At 72.0% G+C, this 21,693-nt stretch carries 21 protein-coding genes and 1 riboswitch; of the genes, 3 read left to right on the top strand and 18 right to left on the bottom strand.

Annotated elements, in window-relative coordinates:
• Nucleotides 1-32: 32 nt before the first annotated feature.
• Together argF and ACFC51_RS33120 are read right to left on the bottom strand one after the other, a co-directional pair.
• Nucleotides 33-1,049 (bottom strand): ornithine carbamoyltransferase, encoded by a 1,017-nt coding sequence (gene argF, locus ACFC51_RS33125; protein WP_376367597.1) that lies wholly within the window; start codon nt 1,047-1,049, stop codon nt 33-35.
• A 100-nt stretch (nt 1,050-1,149) separates the two neighbouring features.
• Nucleotides 1,150-2,382 carry an arginine deiminase gene (locus tag ACFC51_RS33120; protein ID WP_376367595.1) on the bottom strand — a complete coding sequence of 411 codons (1,233 nt, stop codon included), beginning with the start codon at nt 2,380-2,382 and terminating at the stop codon, nt 1,150-1,152.
• Between the two features lie 231 nt (nt 2,383-2,613).
• On the opposite strand from ACFC51_RS33120, the gene ACFC51_RS33115 reads away from it, so the two are divergent.
• The gene (locus ACFC51_RS33115) at nt 2,614-2,949 is read left to right on the top strand and encodes a nuclear transport factor 2 family protein (protein ID WP_376367593.1); all 336 of its coding nucleotides are present in this window, start codon (nt 2,614-2,616) and stop codon (nt 2,947-2,949) included.
• A 261-nt stretch (nt 2,950-3,210) separates the two neighbouring features.
• On the opposite strand, the gene ACFC51_RS33110 is transcribed toward ACFC51_RS33115, so the two are convergent.
• From ACFC51_RS33110 to ACFC51_RS33045, 14 genes are all read right to left on the bottom strand, one after another.
• A complete protein-coding gene (locus tag ACFC51_RS33110; protein WP_376367591.1) occupies nt 3,211-5,784 on the bottom strand; it encodes a polynucleotide kinase-phosphatase in 2,574 nt (857 codons plus the stop codon).
• Nucleotides 5,781-7,283: a 3' terminal RNA ribose 2'-O-methyltransferase Hen1 gene (locus ACFC51_RS33105; RefSeq protein ID WP_376532475.1), complete on the bottom strand. Its 1,503-nt coding sequence runs from the start codon at nt 7,281-7,283 to the stop codon at nt 5,781-5,783. The genes ACFC51_RS33110 and ACFC51_RS33105 overlap by 4 nt, the downstream gene beginning before the upstream one ends.
• Before the next feature lie 43 nt (nt 7,284-7,326).
• Nucleotides 7,327-8,262, bottom strand: coding sequence for a homocysteine S-methyltransferase (gene mmuM, locus ACFC51_RS33100; RefSeq protein WP_376367588.1), 936 nt, complete (start codon nt 8,260-8,262; stop codon nt 7,327-7,329).
• A 277-nt stretch (nt 8,263-8,539) separates the two neighbouring features.
• Nucleotides 8,540-9,463, bottom strand: a complete 924-nt coding sequence (locus ACFC51_RS33095; protein WP_376532473.1) for an LLM class F420-dependent oxidoreductase — start codon at nt 9,461-9,463, stop codon at nt 8,540-8,542.
• Nucleotides 9,464-9,556: 93 nt separating this feature from the next.
• The gene (locus ACFC51_RS33090; RefSeq protein WP_376367585.1) at nt 9,557-10,093 is read right to left on the bottom strand and encodes a DUF6099 family protein; all 537 of its coding nucleotides are present in this window, start codon (nt 10,091-10,093) and stop codon (nt 9,557-9,559) included.
• Nucleotides 10,094-10,228: 135 nt separating this feature from the next.
• Nucleotides 10,229-10,588 carry a nucleotide pyrophosphohydrolase gene (locus ACFC51_RS33085; RefSeq protein ID WP_376532471.1) on the bottom strand — a complete coding sequence of 120 codons (360 nt, stop codon included), beginning with the start codon at nt 10,586-10,588 and terminating at the stop codon, nt 10,229-10,231.
• Nucleotides 10,585-11,757: an AAA family ATPase gene (locus ACFC51_RS33080; protein ID WP_376532469.1), complete on the bottom strand. Its 1,173-nt coding sequence runs from the start codon at nt 11,755-11,757 to the stop codon at nt 10,585-10,587. The genes ACFC51_RS33085 and ACFC51_RS33080 overlap by 4 nt, the downstream gene beginning before the upstream one ends.
• 55 nt (nt 11,758-11,812) lie before the next feature.
• A complete protein-coding gene (locus ACFC51_RS33075; RefSeq protein ID WP_376367579.1) occupies nt 11,813-12,220 on the bottom strand; it encodes a cell division protein SepF in 408 nt (135 codons plus the stop codon).
• 75 nt (nt 12,221-12,295) lie between these two features.
• On the bottom strand, nt 12,296-13,603 hold the full coding sequence (locus ACFC51_RS33070) for a cytochrome P450 (protein WP_376367577.1): 1,308 nt from the start codon (nt 13,601-13,603) through the stop codon (nt 12,296-12,298).
• Nucleotides 13,600-14,214 (bottom strand): ATP/GTP-binding protein, encoded by a 615-nt coding sequence (locus tag ACFC51_RS33065; RefSeq protein ID WP_376532467.1) that lies wholly within the window; start codon nt 14,212-14,214, stop codon nt 13,600-13,602. The genes ACFC51_RS33070 and ACFC51_RS33065 overlap by 4 nt, the downstream gene beginning before the upstream one ends.
• Entirely contained in the window at nt 14,192-14,545 is a 354-nt protein-coding gene (locus tag ACFC51_RS33060; RefSeq protein WP_376367574.1) for a DUF742 domain-containing protein, read from the bottom strand. Before ACFC51_RS33060 ends, ACFC51_RS33065 begins: the two co-directional genes overlap by 23 nt.
• Nucleotides 14,542-14,964 (bottom strand): roadblock/LC7 domain-containing protein, encoded by a 423-nt coding sequence (locus ACFC51_RS33055; protein ID WP_376532465.1) that lies wholly within the window; start codon nt 14,962-14,964, stop codon nt 14,542-14,544. The genes ACFC51_RS33060 and ACFC51_RS33055 overlap by 4 nt, the downstream gene beginning before the upstream one ends.
• A complete protein-coding gene (locus tag ACFC51_RS33050; protein ID WP_376532463.1) occupies nt 14,961-16,439 on the bottom strand; it encodes an ATP-binding protein in 1,479 nt (492 codons plus the stop codon). Before ACFC51_RS33050 ends, ACFC51_RS33055 begins: the two co-directional genes overlap by 4 nt.
• A 66-nt stretch (nt 16,440-16,505) precedes the next feature.
• Complete coding sequence (locus ACFC51_RS33045; protein ID WP_376532461.1) at nt 16,506-17,498, bottom strand: MBL fold metallo-hydrolase; 993 nt, start codon at nt 17,496-17,498, stop codon at nt 16,506-16,508.
• Nucleotides 17,499-17,904: 406 nt separating this feature from the next.
• Between ACFC51_RS33045 and ACFC51_RS33040 the strand changes: the two genes are divergently transcribed.
• A complete protein-coding gene (locus ACFC51_RS33040) occupies nt 17,905-18,798 on the top strand; it encodes an SIS domain-containing protein (protein WP_376532459.1) in 894 nt (297 codons plus the stop codon).
• A 100-nt stretch (nt 18,799-18,898) separates the two neighbouring features.
• On the opposite strand, the gene ACFC51_RS33035 is transcribed toward ACFC51_RS33040, so the two are convergent.
• Complete coding sequence (locus ACFC51_RS33035; protein ID WP_376532457.1) at nt 18,899-19,462, bottom strand: hypothetical protein; 564 nt, start codon at nt 19,460-19,462, stop codon at nt 18,899-18,901.
• Between the two features lie 210 nt (nt 19,463-19,672).
• Nucleotides 19,673-20,527 (bottom strand): transglycosylase SLT domain-containing protein, encoded by an 855-nt coding sequence (locus tag ACFC51_RS33030; RefSeq protein ID WP_376532455.1) that lies wholly within the window; start codon nt 20,525-20,527, stop codon nt 19,673-19,675.
• Nucleotides 20,528-20,531: 4 nt separating this feature from the next.
• Nucleotides 20,532-20,717: riboswitch (cyclic di-AMP (ydaO/yuaA leader) on the bottom strand.
• Nucleotides 20,718-21,074: 357 nt separating this feature from the next.
• On the opposite strand from ACFC51_RS33030, the gene ACFC51_RS33025 reads away from it, so the two are divergent.
• Nucleotides 21,075-21,305: a hypothetical protein gene (locus ACFC51_RS33025; RefSeq protein ID WP_376532453.1), complete on the top strand. Its 231-nt coding sequence runs from the start codon at nt 21,075-21,077 to the stop codon at nt 21,303-21,305.
• Nucleotides 21,306-21,693: the final 388 nt, after the last annotated feature.

Raw genomic sequence — 21,693 nt, 5'->3', positions numbered from 1 at the left:
TTGCGCGCATCTTCACCCAATCGGGTGCATGTTCATGCGCTCACCGCGTCGCCCGCCAGCGTCGCCACCAGTACCGCCTTGATCGTGTGCATCCGGTTCTCGGCCTCGTCGAAGACGACGGAGTGCGTGGACTCGAAGACCTCGTCGGTGACCTCCAGCTCCGAGATCCCGTGCCGCTCGTGGATGCCCCTGGCCACCTTCGTGCCGAGGTCGTGGTAGGCCGGGAGGCAGTGCATGAACTTCACGTCGGCGTTGCCCGTGGCGCGCAGCACGTCCATGGTCACGGCGTACGGCGCGAGGGCGGCGATGCGCTCGTCCCAGACCTCGACGGGCTCACCCATGGAGACCCAGACGTCGGTGACGACGAAGTCGGCTCCCCGGACACCCTCGGTCACGTCCTCGGTGAGGGTGATGCGCGCCCCGCTGGACTCGGCCAGCTTGTGGGCCCGGTCCACGACGTCCTGCGCCGGCCAGTAGGCGGCGGGGGCGACGAGCCGGACGTCCATGCCGAGCAGGGCCCCGGTGATCAGGTAGGAGTTGCCCATGTTGAAGCGGGCGTCGCCCAGGTAGGCGAAGGTGATCTCCTCCAGGGGCTTCGGACTGTGCTCCGTCATCGTGAGGACGTCGGCGAGCATCTGGGTGGGGTGCCAGTCGTCGGTGAGCCCGTTGAAGACGGGCACACCGCCGTAGGCCGCCAGCTCCTCGACCGCCTGCTGGCTGTCGCCCCGGTACTCGATGCCGTCGAACATCCGGCCGAGCACCCGCGCGGTGTCCTTCACCGACTCCTTGTGCCCCATCTGCGAGCCGGAGGGGTCGAGGTACGTCGTGGAGGCGCCCTGGTCGGCGGCGGCCACCTCGAACGCGCAGCGGGTGCGGGTCGAGGTCTTCTCGAAGATCAGCGCGATGTTCTTGCCGCACAGCCTCCGGACCTCGCCGCCCGCCTTCTTGGCGGCCTTGAGCTCGGCGGAGAGAGCGATCAGGCCGCGGAACTCCTCGGCCGTGAAGTCCAGCTCCTTGAGGAAATGGCGGCCTGTGAGGTCTATGGCCATGGTCACTGCTCCTGGGTCGGGCTGAGGCGTGCGGACGGCTTCCCTGGAAGTCTATACGAGACACCGTATTGCTATACAGCCTGTCACCGGTCCCTGTCCCTCACACGGGATCGCGCACCACGGGGCAGCTCATGCAGCGCGGGCCTCCCCGGCCCCGTCCCAGCTCACTGCCCCGGATCTCGATGACCTCGATGCCCTCCTTGCGCAGATACGTGTTGGTGGTGGCGTTGCGCTCGTACGCGACGACGACCCCGGGCTCCACGGCCAGCACGTTGCACCCGTCGTCCCACTGCTCCCGCTCGGCCGCGTGCACGTCCTGGGTGGCGGTGAGGACCCGGATCGCGTCCAGGCCGAGCGCGGCGGCGATGGCCCGGTGCATGTGCTCGGGCGGGTGGTCGGTGACCTTCAGTTCACGTGGTCCGGTGCCCGGCTCGATCGTGTAGGAGCGGAGCATCCCGAGCCCGGCGTACTGGGTGAAGGTGTCACCGTCGATCATCGTCATCACCGTGTCGAGGTGCATGAACGCCCGGCGCTTGGGCATGTCCAGCGCCACGATCGTCCGGGCCGAACCCGCGTCGAAGAGCCCTCTGGCCAGCATCTCCACGGCCTGCGGGGTGGTGCGCTCACTCATTCCGATCAGGACGGCGCCCCGGCCGATGACGAGGACGTCGCCGCCCTCGATGGTGGACGGGTAGTCGTCCTGGCCCTCCGACCAGTGGTGGAAGACGCCGGCCTCGGGGCCGGTGAACAGGGGATGGTGCCGGTAGATCGCCTCGAAGTGCACGGTCTCCCGCTGTCTGGCAGGCCAGCGCATCGCGTTGATGGACACGCCGTCGTAGATCCAGGCCGAGGTGTCCCGGGTGAAGATGTGGTTGGGCAGGGGGCTGAGCAGGAAGTCGTCCAGATCCATGACGTGGAAGCGCACGGACGTCGGTTCGGCGTGCCGCTCCAGGAACTCCCGCTTCGTCATCCCGCCGACGAGGGCCTCGGTCAGCTCCGCGGCGGACAGCTCCTCGAACACGCCGCGCAGATGTTCGGTGGCGAGCGGCCCGTATTCCTTCTCCGCGAACACCCGGTCCAGGACGAGCCGCCGCGCCACCGGAATGTCGAGGGCCTCCCGGAGCAGGTCCCCGAAGAGATGGACCTCCACCCCCCGGTCACGCAGCACGTCGGCGAACCCGTCGTGCTCCTCCCTCGCGCGGCGCACCCACAGCACGTCGTCGAAGAGAAGAGCGTCCTTGTTGCTGGGGGTGAGCCGCTTCAGCTCCAGATCGGGGCGGTGCAGGATGACGCGGCGCAGCCGCCCGGCCTCGGAATCGACATGGAATCCCATGCCTTCATCCTCACCGCGCGAGGCACCGTTCACCCTGCGAACCGCCACCCGGTTCCGGGGCGGGCGGGGAAAGGGCGCCGGCGGGGCCCGTTCCCGGCGCCCGGCGTAGGTCCGCGTCCGGCGGTGTCCACCACGGGAGCGGTGTCCGCCGGCACCGGCGTGCCGACCGGGCCGCCAGGGGGCGCCGCGACCGAGACTGGGGCCCCTCCCCCACCTCGAAGGAGCCTCCTCATGTCAGCCAGCCCGCCCCTGCCCCCGGTGGTCAGTGCCTTCCTGGACGCCGCGAACGCCCATGACACGGCCGCCTGGCTGCGGACCTTCGCTCCGGACGGCGCCGTGGACGACTGGGGACGCGTGTTCACCGGGTACGAGGAGGTGCACGGCTGGAGCGACGCGGAGTTCATCGGCGCGCGCGTCACCCTCGACGTCACCGAGGTGTCGGCGGGGCCCGGGGACGAGGACGTCACCGTCCTGGCGCAGGTCGGCGGTGACGGCTTCAACGGCCCCTCCCACTTCACGTTCACCGTGCGGGACGGTCTCATCGGCCTGATGCGTATCACCGCCTGACCGCGACAGGGCCGCCGTGCCGTGCCCCGGGCGGGCGAACCGCCCGGGGGCACGACGGGCACGGTACGGCGCGCCCGGGGCACGGCGCGCACGGCCCTCCGGCGGCGCTCGGGGCCCGGCGGCACGGTACGGCGCGGCCGTGCGGCACGGTCCGCCGGCGCTCGGGCACCGCGGACCCAGCGGACACGGCCCCGGCCGAGGCCGGGCCGTGGTCCTCCGGCAGCGGGGCCGTGGTCCTCCGCCAGCGGGCCGTGGCCCCTCCTACAGCCGGGGGTCGACCGGCTCCGACTCCAGCGCCAGTACCGCGAAGACCGCCTCGTGGATCCGCCAGAGCGGCTCCCCGCCGGCCAGCCGGTCGAGCGCCTCCAGACCGAGGGCGTACTCCCGCAGGGCCAGCGACCGCTTGTGGCCGAGGAACCGGGACCGCAGGCGCTCCAGGTTCTCCGGCCGTGTGTACTCGGGACCGTAGATGATCCGCAGGTACTCCCGGCCGCGCACCTTGATGCCGGGCTGGACGAGCCTGCCCTTCGCGTCCCGGACCAGGGCCCCGAGCGGCTTGACGACCATGCCCTCGCCTCCGCGGCCGGTCATCTCCAGCCACCAGTCGATGCCTGAGCGCACGGAGGCCTCGTCACCCGTGTCGACGACGAGACGCCGCGTGACCTGGAGGAGTCCGGTCGGGTCGTGCTCGACGAGCCTGTCCAGCCAGGCCAGCTGCTCGTCGTGCGCCACGGATGCGAGCGAACGGCCCTGCACGGCAAGGATCTGGAACGGCGCCAGCCGGACACCGTCGAGCCCTTCGGTGCTCCAGCAGTAGCGGCGGTAGGCCTCCGTGAAGGCGGCGGCGTCCGTCGCGCGTTCCCGCTGGCGGCCGGCGAGGTCGCCGACGTCGACTCCGCGGGCGAGCGCCGACGCCAGGGCGCCCTCCGCCACGGGCAGGACCGCGCCCGCGGCGGCGCCCACCGCCGCGTACTGCGAGCGGAGCAGGCCCGCGGCCTTGAGGGACCAGGGCATCAGCTCGGCGTCGAGCAGCACCCAGTCCGTGTCCCACTCGTCCCAGAGCCCGGCGGCGGTGACCGCCGTGCGCAGCCGGCCGAGGACGACCTCGGTGAGTGCCGTGTCGTCCAGGAACGGCCGCCCGGTACGGGTGTACAGGGCGCCTGTGGGACCCCCCTCACCGCCGGGGGCGTGGGAGGCGCCCCCGACGCCGAAGCGCTCCCGGGCCGTCCCGGCGTCGCGGCAGACGAGAGCCACGGCGCGCGAGCCCATGTGCTTCTCCTCGCAGACGACCTTGTCCACGCCGTCCACGCGGTACTGCGCGAAGGCCTCGGCCGGATGCTCCAGGAAACCCTCCTCGTGGGAGGTGGCGGTCGGCGCCATCGTCGGCGGCAGATAGGCCAGCAGCCGGGGGTCGACGGCGAAGCGGCTCATGACTTCCAGCGCCGCCGCCGCGTTCTCCTCGCGCACCGCGACCCGGCCCATGTGCCGGGTCTCCACGATGCGGCGGCCCTGCACGTCGGCGAGGTCGAGCGGCCGGCCCTCCCGCCCTCCCGGGGCCTCGGAGGTCAGCGGCTTCACCGGCTCGTACCAGACGCGCTCGGCCGGCACGTCGACGATCTCCCGCTCCGGCCAGCGCAGGGCGGTCATCTTCCCCCCGAAGACGGCGCCGGTGTCCAGGCAGAGCGTGTTGTTCACCCAGGAGGCCACAGGCACCGGAGTGTGCCCGTAGACCACCGCGGCACTGCCCCGGTAGTCCTCGGCCCACGGGTGGCGCACGGGCAGGCCGAACTCGTCGGTCTCACCGGTCGTCTCCCCGTACAGGGCGTGCGAGCGGACCCGCCCCGAGGTGCGGCCGTGGTACTTCTCGGGCAGCCCCGCGTGGCAGACGACCAGCTTGCCCTCGTCGAGGACGTAGTGGCTGACCAGTCCGTCGATGAACTCCGCGACCTGCTCGCGGAACTCGGGGTGTTCGGCGTCCTCCCGCTCCAGCTGCTCCACGGTCTCGGCGAGCCCGTGGCTGTGCTGGACCTTGCGTCCCTTGAGATAACGGCCGAGCTTGTTCTCGTGGTTGCCGGGGACGCACAGCGCGTTCCCCGACGTCACCATGGACATGACGCGGCGCAGCACACCGGGGCTGTCGGGGCCGCGGTCGACGAGGTCACCGACGAACACAGCGGTGCGTCCCTCGGGGTGCGCGCCGTCCTCGTATCCCAGCCGACCGAGCAGGGTCTCCAGCTCGGAGCTGCATCCGTGGATGTCTCCGATGATGTCGAAGGGACCGGTGAGGTGCCGGAGGTCGTTGTAGCGGCGCTCGATGACGATCTCGGCGGTGTCGGCCTCCTCCTCGGTGCGCAGGATGTGCACCTTGCGGAAGCCTTCGCGCTCCAGTCCGCGCAAGGAGCGGCGCAGCTCGCGGCGGTGGCGCTGCACGACGTGCCGGGGCATGGCGGAGCGGTCGGGTCGGGTGGCGTTGCGCGCCTGGCAGACCTCTTCCGGCAGGTCGAGCACGACGGCGATGGGCAGCACGTCGTGCTCCCGGGCCAGCCGGACGAGCTGCTTGCGGCTCTCGGGCTGCACGTTGGTGGCGTCCACGACGGTGAGACGGCCGGCCGCGAGGCGCTTGCCCGCGATGTAGTGGAGCACGTCGAAGGCGTCGCGGCTGGCGCTCTGGTCGTTCTCGTCGTCGGCGACGAGGCCACGGCAGAAGTCGGACGAGATGATCTCGGTCGGCTTGAAGTTCTTGCGGGCGAAGGTGGACTTGCCCGATCCGCTGGCGCCGACGAGGACGACGAGGGAAAGGTCGGTCACCGGCAGGGTGCGCGAGGTACCGGTCATGCGGCTTCCGCCTCCTTCGTGGTCGTCCCGTCGGCCGTTTTCGTGGTCGTCCCGTCGGCCGTGGTCATCGTGAACACGGCCATCTGTGTGGGAGGTCCCACCTCGGGGTCCTCCGGTCCCACGGGGACGAACTCCGCCGTGTAGCCGTGGCGTCCGGCGACCTGGCCCGCCCAGTCCCGGAACTGCTCCCGGGTCCATTCGAAGCGGTGGTCGCTGTGGCGTACATGCCCGGCCGGGAGGGTCTCCCAGCGGACGTTGTACTCGACGTTGGGCGTCGTCACCAGCACGGTCCGCGGTCGCGCGGAGCCGAACACCGCGTACTCGAGGGCGGGGAGCCGGTCCAGGTCGAGGTGCTCGATCACCTCGCTCAGGACGGCGGCGTCGTATCCCTTCAGCTGCTTGTCCGTGTAGGTGAGCGCGCCCTGGCGGAGGGTGATCCGCCCGGCCTGCCGCTCGCCCATCCGGTCCAGCTTCAGCCGGCGCGCGGCGACGGTCAGCGCCCGTACCGACACGTCGACCCCGACGATCTCCGTGAAGCGCGCGTCCTTGAGGAGGGCCTGCACCAACTGGCCCTGGCCGCAGCCGAGGTCGAGCACACGGCTCGCCCCGGCGGTGCGCAGCGCCTCCAGGATCGCCGAGCGGCGCCGCTCGGCGAGCGGGAGCGGCTTCTCCTCCGTGTCCGTGGTCTCGTCCGCCGCGTTGTCGACGCTCTCCACCTCGAGGTCGTCCGACTCGGCGAGCCGGACCAGCTCGAGCTGCTCCGCCGCCTGTCGTGTGAGCCCGAGGCGACGGGAGAGATAGCGGCTGGTGATCAGCTTCCGCTCGGGGTGGCCCGCCAGCCAGCCCTCCCCGGCCCGCAGGAGCTTGTCGACCTCGTCGGGCGCGACCCAGTAGTGCTTGGCGTCGTCGAGCACCGGCAGCAGCACGTACAGCTGGCGCAGCGCGTCCGCGAGCCGCAGCTCTCCCTCGAGCACGAGCCGTACGTAGCGCGAGTCGCCCCACTCCGGGAACCGCTCGTCCAGGGGGACGGCCTCGGCCTCGACCCGTGTCCAGCCGAGCGGGAGGAACAGCTTCCGCACCAGTTCCGCGCCGCCGCGTGCAGGCAGCGCGGGGACCTCGAGGCGGAGCGGCAGCGCTTCCCGGGCGCGCTCGGGCATCGCCCGGCAATCCCCCTTCAGCGCGGACTTGAACACCGTCGTCATCGCGACCGAGAGCAGTGACGACGCCGCGTACGGCCGGTCGTTGACGTACTGCGCGAGCGCCGCGTCGGGAGCTCCGCCCCGGCCCTTGCCCTTGCCGCGCCTCACCAGCGCGACGGGATCCACCTCCAGCAGCAGCGCTGCTGTACAGCGGTCCGCGGACGCCTCGGGGTAGAAGACGTGCGCGGTGCCGTGCGAGGTGGAGAACGTCTGCGCCTTCTCCGGATGCTTGTGCAGCAGATAGCCCAGATCGGTGGCGGGACGCTCAGAGGTGCCGGTCGTGCTGATAGTCAGGAACACACGTCCGAGTATGGTGCGACGACCCGTCTCCCACCAGGCATTTTCATGCTGCCGGCGGCTCCAGACGGTCGGCCAGCGCCGCGATGCCGGACGGGCCGACCCGGCAGCAGCCGCCGACCAGCCGCGCGCCGGCCAGCTGCCAGTCCCGCACCCTGCCCGGCTCGAAGGTTCCCCTCCCGGTCCAGTCCCGGCCCTCGGCATCCCACTCCTCCCCGCTGTTCGGATAGACGACGACCGGCTTCCCGGTGGCCGCGGCCGCCACCTCCACCGCCCGGTCCGCGTCCGCCGGATCGCAGCAGTTGACCCCGACGGCCACCACCTGATCGATGCCCGCCACGAGCCCGAACGCCTCCGCCAGGGGCTGCCCCGCCCTGGTGCGGTCACCCGCCACGCTGTACGAGAGCCACACCGGCACCGGGAGTTCCTGGACCACTTCCAGCAGCGCCTCGGCCTCGACGATGTCCGGCACCGTCTCCAGAGCGAGGACGTCGGGGCCCGCCGCGGCGAGCGTCTCCGCCCGGGGCCTGTGGAAGCGCACCAGCTCGCGGACGGTGAGTCCGTACCGGCCCCGGTACTCGCTGCCGTCCGCGAGCATCGCCCCGTACGGGCCGACGGAGGCGGCGACCCAGAGCTCGCGCCCCGTCACCGCGCCCGCCCGGCGCGCCGACTCCACGCTGCCGGCCATCAGCTCCGCGGCCCGCGCCCTGCCGATCCCGTGCCGCGCGAAGCCCTCGAACGACGCCTGGTAGCTGGCGGTGATGAGCACCTGCGCACCCGCCCGTGCGTAGGCCACGTGGGCGGCTTCGATCTGCTGGGGCGCATCGGTCAGCAGACGGGCCGACCACAGGGAGTCGGACAGATCGCAGCCCTGCGCCTCCAACTGGTTGGAGAGACCCCCGTCCAGCAGGACGGTCCCCTCGGCGAGCGCCTCACCGAGGCTACGGCCCGGCGGGGCGGCCGGTGTCCGGGCGGTGTGCACAACTGCTCCCTTGCTGTCGGCCGGTGGCCTCGGGTCCGCTCGACGGTCCCGTCTGCCCGGCTGCTCACAGTCCACGGACGCGTGACGGCGGACGCGTGACGGCGCACCTCTGTCGGTGGACGCGTGTCGGCGCACCTCTGTCGGTGGACGCGTGTCGGCGCACGTCTGTCGGCGCCACGCGCATCCGCGCATGTCTGTCGGCGCACGCGGATCCGCCGGTCGACGGCGCCTGCCCGTCGGACCCGTGGATCCGTCCGGCGGACCCGCGTGCCTGCTCTCAGCCCAGCTGTGCCTGGACCTGCGACGAGATCAGTTCCAGATGCTCAAGATCGTCCAGGTCCAGGACCTGGAGGTAGATCCGCGAGGAGCCGATGGCGGCATAGCGGCCGATCTTGTCGACCACCTCGGCGGGTGAGCCCGCCAGGCCGTTCGCCTTGATCTCCTCGACCTCCCGTCCGATGGCGGACGCACGCCGGGCCACCTCCGCGTCGTTCTTCCCGACACACACCACCAAGGCGTTGGAGTACACCAGGTCGTCAGGGGCCCGGCCGGCCGCCACGGCCGCGTCCCTGACCCGGCTGAACTGCTTCTCGCTGTCCTCCAGCGAAGCGAAGGGGATGTTGAACTCGTCCGCGTACCGGGCGGCCAGCCGAGGCGTGCGGACCGCGCCGTGGCCGCCGATCAGGACCGGCACCTTCGCCTGGGCGGGCTTCGGCAGGGCCGGTGAGTCCGTGAGCTGGTAGTAGGTGCCGTCGTAGCTGAACGTCTTCCCGGGCTCGGTCTCCCACAGCCCCGTGACGATCGCCAGTTGCTCCTCCAGCCGGCCGAACTTCTCCTTGGGGAACGGAATGCCGTACGCCTTGTGCTCCTCCTCGAACCAGCCCGCGCCCAGGCCCAGCTCGACCCGGCCACCGGACATCTGGTCGACCTGGGCGACCTGGATCGCCAGCACGCCGGGCAGCCGGAAGGTGCCCGCCGTCATCAGCGTGCCGAGACGGATCCGCTTCGTCTCCCGGGCCAGCCCGGCAAGAGTGATCCACGCGTCGGTCGGGCCGGGCAGACCGTCCCCCGGCCCCATGCGCAGGTAGTGGTCCGACCGGTAGAAGGCGTCGAAGCCGAGGTCCTCGGTGGCCTTGGCCACGGTGAGCAGGGTGTCGTAGCTCGCCCCTTGCTGGGGCTCGGTGAAGATTCGAAGATCCATGCCTCCATCCTGCACCTTCGAAACCGCCGCGCCCCGTCTTCCCTGCCCTCGCCGCCCGCCCGCCTGCCCGCCCCGGCGCCGCGGCGGGCGGGCTCACGGCTGTCCGGCGACGAAGCCGGCCGGTCCCGTGATCACGCCGTACGGGCCGTCACGCTCCCGGTCCGGCTCCTGTTCCCGCTCCCGGTCGCGCTCCTGTTCCGCGAGCCGTCTGAGCATGCCGTGGACCCGGTCCACGGATTCGTCGACGGCGTCTATCGCCTCGATGCACTGCCAGTAGAGCCCCTCCTCCTCCGTGCCGCAGGCAACACCCACCAGGGCGATGCCCGCCTCACCGAGCAGCAGGGCGAGCGCCGCCAACGCCCGTGGCACATGGGCCACTTCGGTGAGCTGAGCGGCCCGCACCCCGCCGGCCGGGACCAGCGGGTGGTCGAACACCGCACTGCCCAGGGCGCAGGTCTCGCTGAGCCCGCGCGCCTCCGTCCGTAATTCCGCCGGCCCGCACCTGGCCAGCTGCCCGCCGACCGCCCGGGCGAGTGCCTGGGCCTGCCATGCCTCCGCCATGACGGCCGGCACCCCCCGACTCCCCGCCAGCGCGCCCCGCCCAGCCGCGATCAGTCGCTCCGCTTCCACGCGATTCCCCCGTCGCCGAGACCACCCGTACAGAAACCCGCTCACCTCTTCATTACCCACAGTGAGCTGCGTGGCACATGAAAGCCAGAGGAAATCGGAAATCTGTGGACAGGAAGTGGATTGCGGATAAGTCGATCACTCCGAAGAGTGACGGCCCGTCGGCTCATCCCCGCCCGGCACGGGAAAACGCGTCTCGTTCCGGTCGATCTTGGCCGCGAGCGCCTCCAGCACGTCGATGCCCAGCACCTCGCAGAACTGCAGCAGATAGGCCAGGACGTCCGCGACCTCGTCCCTGACGCGGAATGCTGTGCCGGGATCCTCCATCACCCGCGCTGACTGCTCCGGCGTCAGCCACTGGAAGATCTCCAGGAGTTCGGACGCCTCCACACTGAGCGCGACGGTGAGGTTCTTGGGCGTGTGGTACGGCTCCCAGGCCCGGGATGCCGCGAAGTCGGCCAGGCGCCGCTGCAGTTGGGCTACATCCAGTTCGGTCACGGTGTCAGGTCTACCACCGTCGTGCCGGCCGCCCCGCGGACGGCCGCCGCGGTCGCCTCACCGACCGTGCCCAGCAGCCGCATGTGCCCGTCCGCGCAGATCGACGCCGCCAGCGCCAGCAGTTCCCCGGCCTGCCGGGCGTCGAGGCTCCGGTCGAGCCCGTCGGCCAGGACGGTGAGCGCCTGCATGGCCGAGGGGACCTCCGCCGCCGGGTCCACCACCAGGACATGAGGTCCCGTCAGCAGGACGAGGGCGAAGGCCAGGAACCGGAGCTCGCCGTCGCCGAGGCGGCCGATGGGGGTGCCGCGCCCGGGGGCCCGGCCGGTCACGGCGCGCACGGTGCCGTCCTCCAGGCGCTCGACGGTGAGACCGGTCACCCGTCCCGCGCACCCCGAGTCCGCCGTGGCGACCAGCCGGGCGTGCCGCTGCGCGCACTGGCTGCGGGTGCGGTACAGGACCTCGGCAAGGTTGTCGCAGGACGAGGTGAGGCGCCCCTCCCCCACCGGGACCGCCTTGCGCATCCGCCGCGGCTGCGGGTCGCAGACGAAGGCCGATCGCAGAGCCACCACCACCTGCTCGGCGGCGGCCATGACCCTGAGCTGTCCGTCGGTCGTCCCCGCGACCCGCAGCGGCAGCAGCGCCGTGCCGAGCCGGTCGTCGGGGAAGGGGGCGCGTGTCACCGGCACGGCCCCCGCGGTGTGCCAGGCCGCCTGGACGAAGGGACGCCGGGGGTCCAGCAGCGCGGTGGTGAGCAGGGTCTCGCGCTCGTCCGTCAGCCGCTCGCCGACGATGCGGAGCACGGGCTCGGCCTGCACGGCGAGATCCAGCCTCACCGGGCCGGCCGGGCCCTCCACCGTGCAGCCGAGCCTGAATCCGCGGCGGCCCTGCGCGTCGGCGCCCGCCCGCTCCGGCACCCAGGCCGCCGGGTCGGGGAAGACGTCCTCCAGCGGGTCACCGGCAGCCAGCCGCGCGAGCGCCTCGTACCCGCGCAGGGCGGTCGTCTTCCCGCTGCCGCTGCCTCCGGCGAGCAGCGTGAGCGGCCCGAGCGGGATGACGGTGCGGCGGTGCGAGGCGAAGGCGCCGAGCCGGAGTTCACCGACGAAGGGCCGGGCGGGGCGGGCCGCGACGGACGGCGGCGGGGCCGTACTCCCCGAGGAGATCACAGTCATGAGCGGACCGTACGCACGCCCCGGAGCGGCGAACCGTTCCGCCCGCACGACCTTCCTACGATTGAGGTACGCCCGCCGCGGTGACCCCCTCGACCTCCATGCCGACCGGTGCGAGCAGGAAGACGTTGCGGTCCACCCGGTGCATCCCGCTGCCGAGCCCGAAGACCACGCCGCTGCTGAAGTCCAGGATCCGCTTGGCCACATCGGTCTCCGCCCCGGTCAGGTCCAGCAGGACCGGGATCTGCGCCACCAGGTACTCGGCCACCTCGCGCGCGTCGGCGAAGACCTGGACCCTCAGCACGACGAGACGCCGTTGCTCGGCCGACTCCTGCTGGTCCGGGACCGTCCGGTGGTCGACGCGGGACGGCCATTCGTTGCGGCCCCTCAGGGGTACGACCTGGGCGAGACCTTCCCACTGCTCGTCGGTGGCGTCGTACCTGTCGTACCTGTCGTACCTGCTCACAGAACCACCCCGTCCGTATGCCGGTTGGCTGTGCGCCGGCTGCGCTCGCTGTTCATCGGGCAATTCTCTCGTCCCTCACCCGTTCGGCGTACCACCGACACGGGTCGGAACGTGATCCGACGTGTCCGGCGCTCCCGCCCCGTCCGGTTCGGGGAGCGTGTCGAGGGGGGTGAAACGGACCGGGAGATGCGCCGGGGCCCGGTGGAAAGGGCCCGGCCGCCAGACCAGCGCGCCGGGTTCGACGGCGAGTTCCAGGTCGCAGAGCTGGCTGGTGAGCTGCTCGATCGCGGTCATCGCCATCAGCAGGGCCGGCTGCTTGGCCGGGCAGCGGTGCGGGCCCGTCGACCACGCCAGGTGCGCGCCGTCACCGGAGCGCACGGCGGGGTCCTGGACGGCGGGCAGCGACTGCGTGTTGGCTGCGGCGAAGGAGACCAGCACCAACTGCCCGGCACGCAGCGGGATCCCGTGGAACTCGGTGTCGTGGCGCGGGAAGTGCGCCCCCATGTTGGCCAGCGGCGGATCGCGCCAGAGCACGTCGTCCACCGCCTCGCGCGCGGTCATGGCACCGCCGTGCAGGGAGCCCCCGTATCCGGTGTCGCTGAGCATGCGCAGCAGCGCGTTGCCGATCAGGTTGGTCGTGGGGTCGTGGCCGGCGCTCATGATGAGCGTGATCTGACGCACGGCCTCGTCGTCGTCGAGGCCCGCGGGGTGCTCCAGCAGGTACGAGGTGAGGTCGCGGCGGGGCCTGCGCCGCCGCGCGGCGACCAGCGCGGTGACGACGCCGACGAGGTCGTCGTAGGCGGCGGTCGCGTCCGCCGCGGGGTCCATCATCCCGGCGGTGCCGCGGACCACCCGCTCGGTGTCCTCGGAGGCCACGCCGAAGGAGGCGGTGAAGACGTGCAGGGGGAGCCTGCGGGCGTACTGGGCGATGAGGTCGCCGCTGCCGGTGGCCGAGAACGCGGCGATGAGCCGCTGCGCGACCCGGGCGACCTCCGCGCGCAGCAGGTGGGGCTCGATCAGGGCCAGGGTGTCGTTGATGGCGTCACGGTACCGGGCGTGCACCGCGCCGTCGGTGAAGAGGGCGGTGGGCCGGTGGCCGAGCACGGGCAGGACCGGGGAGTCGGCGGGGATGCCCGCCTGCCACGTACGCGGGTCCTTGGTGAAGGTCTCGGTGTCGCGCAGCAGGTCGACGGCCGCGTGGTAGTCGGTGACCAGCAGGGCGTCGACGTCCGGGGCGATGCGCACCCTGGCCAGCGGCCCCTGGGCGCGCAGCCTGCGGTAGTGGCCGTGCGGATCGGCAGCGAATCCGGCGCCGTACAGGGCGAGCGGTTCGAGGGGGGAGGGGGAGGTGCCGGACGAAGTGCCCGGGTGAGCAGGGGTCATGACGGTTCCTGGGACGCGGGCAGGCAGCTCAGCGCGTGCTCGGCGAGGGCGATCAGGGCTTCGATGCCGCCCTGGCGTTCACGGGCGTCGCACTGCACCAGCGGGGTACGGGCGTCGAGGTCGAGGTGCTTGCGCAGGACCTCGTCCGCGTGGGCGGGGGCGTCGGGAAAGCGGTTGACGGCGACCGCGTACGGCAGCCCCTGCTCCTCCACCATGTCCATGACGGCGAAGGAGTCCTCGAGCCGGCGCGTGTCGACCATGACGAGGGCGCCGAGCGCACCGCGCGCGATGTCCTCCCAGAGGGGGAGGAAGCGCTCCTGGCCGGGGGTGCCGAACATGTAGAGCACCAGGTCGTCCTGGACGGTCAGCCTGCCGAAGTCGACCGCCACCGTGGTCGTGGTCTTGTCCGGAAGCCCGGCGGTGTCGTCGAGTCCCTCGCTGGACTGCGTCATCGCCTCCTCCGTGTGCAGGGTCGGGATCTCCGACAGCGTACGGATCAGGGTCGTCTTGCCCACGCCGAAGGGACCCGTGACGACGAGCTTCATCAGGGTCTCGGCGGCGCTCGGCAGATAGCCGACGCCGCCCCGGTCAGTGGAGGGAACGGAGTCCAACGAGCAGCCTCTCGACGAGCGACCGGTCGATCTCACCGGCACGGGGGATCGGTGGTCGAGCGTGCAGATGTCCGGCGGCCACGAGGTCCGTGGCCAGGAAGACCGTCGCGCTGACCGGCAGTTCCAGGTGGGCGGCGCACTCGACGACGGTGAGGGCTCCGGGTTCCAGGAGCTCGCACAGCCTGCGCTGCTCCGCACCGGTGTCCGGCGGCAGCGCCGCATCCGTACGGATGAGCACGGCGAGCCGGTCGAGCGCGGGGCCGGTGGGCGCGGAACGGCCACCGGTGACCAGATAGGCGGGGATCAGGCGGCGCCCTGGGCCGGGGGTCATGGCCGGGTGGCAGCGTCCGGTTGGCGGGTGGGGGCGTGCATGGCCCTGGTCAGCGCGGTGACCTGGACCTGCATCTGGTACGCGATGTTCCCGAGGTGTGCGTCGGGGGCCGCGAACAGGGCCAGCGTGGTGTTCCTGCCCGCCGGTACGACGATGGCGAAGCCCAGATCGGACTCCACGACGGTCTGCGCGAGGCGCGGCGACTCGGCCTCGGTGAACGCCGTGGTGAAGGCGCGGGCGGATGCGTGCAGGGTGGCCGTCATCGCCGCGACGCGCTCGGCGGACGCGCGGTCCAGGCCGGGTGACGCGCCCTCGACGAGCCCGTCGCCGGTGGCGACCAGGGCGTGTTGCACTCCGGGCAGCTCCAGCAGGGGGGTCAGCACCCAGGCGAGATCACCGGCGGTGGGGGTGGTGCTCACGTCTCGTCGTCTCCTTGGTCGTCCGATGGGGATGCTGAGGGTGCCTCCGCCGGGGGCTCGGGCGCCTTCCTGCCACTGAGGGTGCCCTGCTGGAGTGCGGTCCAGGCCGCTCCGGCGCCTTCCGGTGTACGGAGCAGGGGCTCCTCCACCGGCAGCCGGCGGGCCGTCGGCTCCTGCGGGGAGGCCGCCTTGCGGGACCGGCGCCGCCGGGTGGGCAGCTCCGCCGTGTCCGCCCCGGTGCCGGCCGCGGCGGGAGCCTCACCAGGGTCGGAGGCCGTCCCGGGTGCGGAGGGCCCGGCGGGCGCCGTGGGCGCGGCAGGGGAAGCCGGCGCGGCGGCCGGCTCCGGGAGGGCGGCCGGCTGCGGGGCGGTGGTGTGTTCCGGGGCTGAAGCCTCGTGGGGCTCGGCGGCTGTCCCCCGTGCGTGCACCGGCTTCGGCGCGAGCACGGACAGCGTGCGGTCGTCGTCCATCACGGTCAGCAGATGGGCCGGGATGCGCAGCATCGCGCGCATCCCCCCGTACGGGGACGACTCGATGTGGCAGCTGAAGCCGTAGCGCGCGATGAGCCTCCCCACGACGGCGAAGCCGGTCTGCGGCGGATCCCCCAGCTCGGTGAGGAGCACCTCGGAGGGGCCCGCCAGGAGGGTGCGGGCGCGCTTCAGCGCGTCGTCGTCCATGCCGATGCCGGCGTCGTCGACGAGGATCAGTGCACCCCGGCCGGGCGTCTGCTGGACGGTCACCGGCACTTCGGTGTCCGGGTGGGAGTACGCCGTCGCGTTGGCCAGCAGCTCGGCGAGCGCGATGGCGAGGGGCTCGGCGGCGCGGGCGACCAGGGCGAGCCGCTCCTGGCGCAGATGGTTGGCGACCTTGACCCGCTCGTATCCGGCGACCCGGGACTGGGCGCCGAGCACGACCTCGACGAGGGAGGAGTTCTGCCGGGCGAGTCCGGGCCACGCGTCGCAGAGCACGGCCGTGGCCTGGGTGCGGCGCAGGGCCAGTTCGTTGCGGAAGTCGAGCTGCAGGATCCGCGGGTCGTCGTACTCGTGCTGGAGCTCCTGCAGGAGGTGCTGCGACTGGTTGAGCAGCGACTGGATCTTGGCGGAGGTGCCGCGCATGGCCGACCGTGCCGCCGCGTCGACGCGTCCGCGTTCCTCCAGCACCGCCGTGCGCGCGGCCTGTACGGCCTCGGTGAGCAGACGGGCGGCGTCGCCCTCGATGTCCGCGGCCTCGCGCAGGCCGGGCACGGGAGCCGCCCGGTGGGAGAGCGCGGTGGCCGCGGCGGGTATCCGCTTCCGGGCCAGCTGGCGGATCTCCTCGGTGAGGGCGAGGGTGCGGGCCTCCGCTGCCCTCGCCTGACGTTCGGCCAGCTCCGCGCGCGCCGAGGCCCCGTAGGCCTCCCGCCGGGCCTGGTACATGCGCGCCGACGTCCATACGGCCACCACGACGGCGGCCAGGGTCAGGATCCATACCACCACGGCGTCACCGCGTCTCTGTCGTCGGGGACGGCCGGCGGCCCGCGCCGTCGCCGTTCCGGCCGGCCGTCATGCCGGCGTGCCGGTACACGCCGCGCCGGCCTCGTGGGCGACGGCGGCCACCTCGGCCATCACCTGGAGGACGCCGGGGAGTTCGGACCCGTCGAGGTGGCGGTACTCGCTCCCGATGGTCACCACGAGCCGTTCGGGCAGGCCGAGCGCCGGATAGCGGCCCTCGGCGATCACCCGGCGCGCGGCCTCGGCGGCGGGGACCCCCGCCGAGTGAAGGGCGTGGGCGCGTTCCCGTACGTACGCGAGGTAGCCCATGTGCTCCCGCACCCCGGCCGGGTCGAGCACGGGTCCGTGACCGGGCACGATGACCTCGGCACCGGTGGCCAGGACCCGTTCGCAGGCGTCGATCACATTGCTCAGGGGGCCCGCCCAGTGCACCGGGTGGTCCCCGGGCTGCTCAGGGGAGGAGGAGAAGATGACGTCACCGCTGAACACGGTGCGCTGCGTGGGGAGGTACACCATGAGGTCGCCTCCCGTGTGCGCGGGCGGGAGGGACGACACCTGGACCGCGTACTCCCCCAGGGTCAGTTCGAGCTCCCCGGTGAAGTAGGTCGTCGGCCGCACGGCCTCGGTCTCCGACCAGTCGAAGCCTCCGAAGTGCCGGCCGAGGTAGGCGCCGAGAGGGGTGGAGGGATCACTTCCGGCCACCAGCGCGTGCTGCTGCTGCGGGGTGGGGTCGTAGTGGATGTGCTCCCGGGCCTCCCGGGTCACGATGATCTCCGCGTCCGGGAGCACTCCGGCGCCCCAGAAGTGGTCGCCGTTGGCGTGGGTGACGACGACCCGGTCGATTCCGGCCCCGTCCGGCAGCCGTTTCCGGCTCTCCGCGAGGAACTGACCGGCCAGCACCGGGTCGTAGGGGGTGTCGATCCACAGCCCGCCGCGCGGCGAGACGAGCAGGCCGCAGTTGGCCAGGCCCCATCCCCGCTTCGGCGGCAGCCAGGCGTACAGGCCCCTGCCGAGGTCAACGACGTCCCCACCCGTGATCGACATGGGGCGATTATGCCGACCACGATCCGGCCGCGCGTTCGAACTCGGCCAATGGTCCGGTCCGATGACGTGAAATCACCCCTCCTGTGGATCGTCCATCTCCCGACGGTGACCGTCCGAGGTCACCGCAGACCGGCCGCACGAGGGATTTTCCGCCCGAGGCGCACGATATCGACCAGTGGTCGCGTACCGCCGAGCGGTTACCCACAGCGTCACGGCAGAACCGGATTGAGCCGACTACCCACCGAGCATGGCCGAAAACAGACCCCAACCTGCTCATGAAGAGAGGAGTCACTTGCTTGTTCTTGCTCTATTGACCCAGCTAACATGCAACATTGAACAAGCGGGCGTCGTTTTCGCCCAGCCCCACCCATCAGGTGCGAGTCAGCAGCGGAAGCGGAGTACGGACATGTCCTATGTCGAGACCGAGACAGCCGGCCAGCCGGAGTGCTGGCGCCGCGCCGCGGAGGTCGCTGCCGACCGGAAGGCGGCGCTGCCCGCCACCGGTGAGCGCATAGCCGTCGTCGGCTGCGGAACGTCGTACTACATGGCCCAGGCCTACGCCTCGCTCCGGGAGTCCTCCGGGCAGGGCGAGTCGGATGCGTACGCCGCCTCGGAGTTCCCCTTCGGGCGTGCGTACGACCGGGTGGTGACGCTGACCCGCTCGGGAACCACGACCGAGGTGCTGGACCTGCTGACCCGGCTGCGGGGCACCGCCCGTACCGTCGCGGTGACCGCCGATCCGCGGACCCCGGTGATGGACGCGGCCGACGAGGTGGTGGTCCTCGATTTCGCCGACGAACGGTCCGTGGTCCAGACGCGTTTCGCGACCACCGCCCTGACCCTGTTCCGGGCCCATCTCGGGCTGCACACCGAGGACGCCGTGCGGGACGCGGAGACCGCGCTGGCGGAGCCGCTGCCCGAGGGGCTGCTGGAGTGCACCCAGTTCAGCTTCCTGGGGCGCGGCTGGACGGTCGGGCTCGCCAACGAGGCGGCGCTGAAGATGAAGGAGGCGTCGCTCTCCTGGACGGAGTCGTACCCGGCGATGGAGTACCGCCACGGTCCCATCAGCATCGCCACGGCCGGGACCGCGACCTGGATGTTCGGCGCCGCCCCGGAGGGGCTCCGGGAGCAGGTGCTGGCGACCGGGGCCCGCTGGGTGGAGAGCGGGCTGGACCCGCTGGCCGATCTGGTCCGGGTCCAGCGGCTGGCGATCGCCCGTGCGGCGGCCCGGGGGCTCGATCCCGACCTGCCGCGCCACCTGACCCGGTCCGTGGTGCTCGGCGCGGCGGCCGGAGCCTGAACCTCCGGCCCGCCCGCCCTCGGTGCCGCGCCCGGCCTCCGTCACGGCATGCCGCGCACCGGGCCGGCGAACGGCCCGGTGTGCGGCCCCGGACGTGGGGTCAGGCTTCTTCGAAGTAGGCGTCGAGCACCTCGTCGAGTTCCGCCGTCCACCCCTTGAGCTCGCTCCGTGCCCCGGCCTCGACCTCGGCGTTGAACCACCGGAGGCTCGACAGGTGGACCGTCACGGTGAACCGGCGCCCGAAGCGGCCGGTCCTGACCTCGACCGCGCCGATCTCGGACCAGTCGAACTCCGCTTCCTGGTCGTCGAGCCGGAACCGGACGCCCTCGGCGTCCACCCTGATCGATCCCCGTCGGTCACTGACCTCGAAGACGGGCGCGTCCTTGCTCCCCGCGTCCGCGGCGTCCTCGCTCCCGGCGGCCTCGCTCACCGCCTCGTCGTCCGGGACCACGGCGTCGGCAGCCGTGGACTCGTCCGCGGCCTCCTCGGCCACGCCCTCGACGGGGGCGTCCGCGACGTCGTCCTCCGGGGAATCCCCGGGCTCCGCCTCCTCCGGTTCCGCCTCCGTCCGCGCGGGGGCAGGGGCCGTCAGGCCGGGGATGTACGCCGGGTCTGTCCCCGCGGCGAACTCGGGCTTGTCGTTCGAATCTATGCGCTGCTCCACGGCGGGCAGTATGGACGACGAACCTGTACGAGACCAGTCACCCGGCCCCCGCCCGGCCTGTCGCGCGGGTCCCGGCCGCCGCAGTGGCGGAGCGGCGCGGGCCCCCGGGCACGACTGAAGGGTGGTACGGGTTCCGCCGAACCCGTACCACCCTTCATGGCCGGCCCTCTGTCACACGCCGTGCGTCAGTGGCCCTGTGCCCCTGGAGCCTCAGTAGGCGCCGAAGACGTTGTCGATCGAGCCGTACCGGTCCGCGGCGTAGTTGCACGCGGCCGTGATGTTGGCGACCGGGTCGTAGCTGTCCATCGACGTACCGGGCACGTGGTAGGCCTGGAAGGTCGGGTCGATGACCTGGAGCAGGCCCTTCGACGGGACGCCGTTGATCGCGTTGATGTCCCAGTTGTTGATGGCCTTCGGGTCACCGGCGGACTCACGGATGATGTTGCGGTGGATGCCCTCGTAGGTGCCGGGGATGCCGTGCTCGGCCATGACGGCCAGCGACTCCTTGATCCAGCCGTCGAGGTCGTTCGTGTACGAGACCGGCGCGGCCGCGGGAGCGGCTTCGGCGGCGGGAGCACCCTCGGCGGCGAGCGTGCTGGTGCGCTCCGAGCGGTCGGCGCGGTCGGCGCTCTTCTCGGCACGGTCGGAAGTCTTGGATTCGGCCTTGTCGGCCTTGTCCGCGGACTTGTTCTCACCCTTGACGACAAGGGTGATCTTCAGGCCGGGGTGAATCAGGTCCGGGTTTCCGCCGACGACCTTCTTGTTGCCCTCGTACAGGGCCTTCCAGCCGCCGCTCACGGAATGCTCGCGAGCGATCTTGGCGAGGGTGTCGCCGACGACGACGGAATAGGTGGCGGACTTGGACTTCTGCGCGGCAATTCCCTTGCCGGGCACAGCAGTCGACGTCGCGACCTTTTCCACGGCGGCGGGCTGGGCCGGGGCGGCGAAGGCGCCGGTGGCACCGATCAGGGGCAGGGCCAGGGCGGCTCCACCCGTGCTCACGGCGATGATGCCGCGGGTGAGCGAAGTGGTCCTGGAACGACGGTGCTTACCGTTTTCGGGCATGCTGAATTCCTCTCCGTCGCCTGCGAAGTGAGCTGTCGGGTTCGGGCTGGAGATGCCCGGCCGCATGGGAATGCGACTTCACCCCGAGCCGCTCCGGAAACCGGATCGGCGCTTACTTGGGTCCCCCGCTCCTGCCGTACGAGAAGTGGTCGGGTAACCGGACGGCGGCAGGATTCGGCGTTCCGCCCGGAGTGATGGTGACCGTAGGCGAGAAATAGGGAAAGGAACAAGCCTGGCGGAGTGATCACAATTCATTCGCAAGATCAATTCACGGGAATTCATGTAATCCACCCCACACCCCGCCGCCCCGTTCTCTTGCCGCAGAAGGGAACCGGCGGGCGCACACCCGCATCCGGGGCGGCGGAGGTGACCCTGGTCACTGAGTCCGTTTCGGGCGTTTTGCTCCTGCACGTAGGGTCCCAGGTCACACGAAATGGCCTTTTATGGATTACGGGATTAATTTCGAAAACTATTTCAAAACGGGCATATGACTCACACATGGTGCCTGCAGGCGTACCCGGAGCGTCCGCGTGGAACCGATCCGCCTATGACCGAGAGCCCCTACGCACCTGTCCCCCGGATCACCGTCCTGCCGGTCCAGCCGGGGGACCCGCCCTTCCGTGTCGTGGAGATCGACGGCGAGGTGGTCGGGACGGCGACCGCCATGACGGACGTCCTGAGCGCCGCCGCCACGGCCGGAATCACCGTCCACGACCTCGACGACCCGGCCTCCGTGCGGTGGGTGGGTGGCGGAAAACTCCACTGGAGGCCGCACTGAGCGGAACGGGAAGGCGGAGGCGGGGTGCCTGGGGCGTACGGCCCGATGCGGGAACCGTCCCTCGGCGTCACGGCTCGCTGTCCGGTGCTCCGCGGCCACATACCCGGCTGCGCGGCGCTCCCGCACCTCAGCGCCGCGCCACTCTGCGCGGGCCGGCAGGGCCTGCGGCTTCCCCGTGCCGGGGGCGCTCCCCTGCGGGACGTGGCTCGGGCGCGCCGTGGCATCAGGTCCCGGTCCCTGACGAGCCCGCTCCCCTTCGTCCCACGGCGGAAGGGGGCCGCGGCGGGGTGAGGGGGAGCGGACGGGAGCCGGGGGCGGGACGACTGACGGCAAGGAGCCCGGGGCGGGGGGGGGGGGGCCGCGCCCCCCCCCCCCCGCCGGGCGGGGT

This window comes from Streptomyces sp. NPDC055962 (assembly GCF_042270185.1).
Lineage (GTDB): Bacteria > Actinomycetota > Actinomycetes > Streptomycetales > Streptomycetaceae > Streptomyces.
The sequence above is the reverse complement of the archived record's forward strand: the minus strand, read 5'-3'. Positions and strand labels throughout refer to the sequence as shown.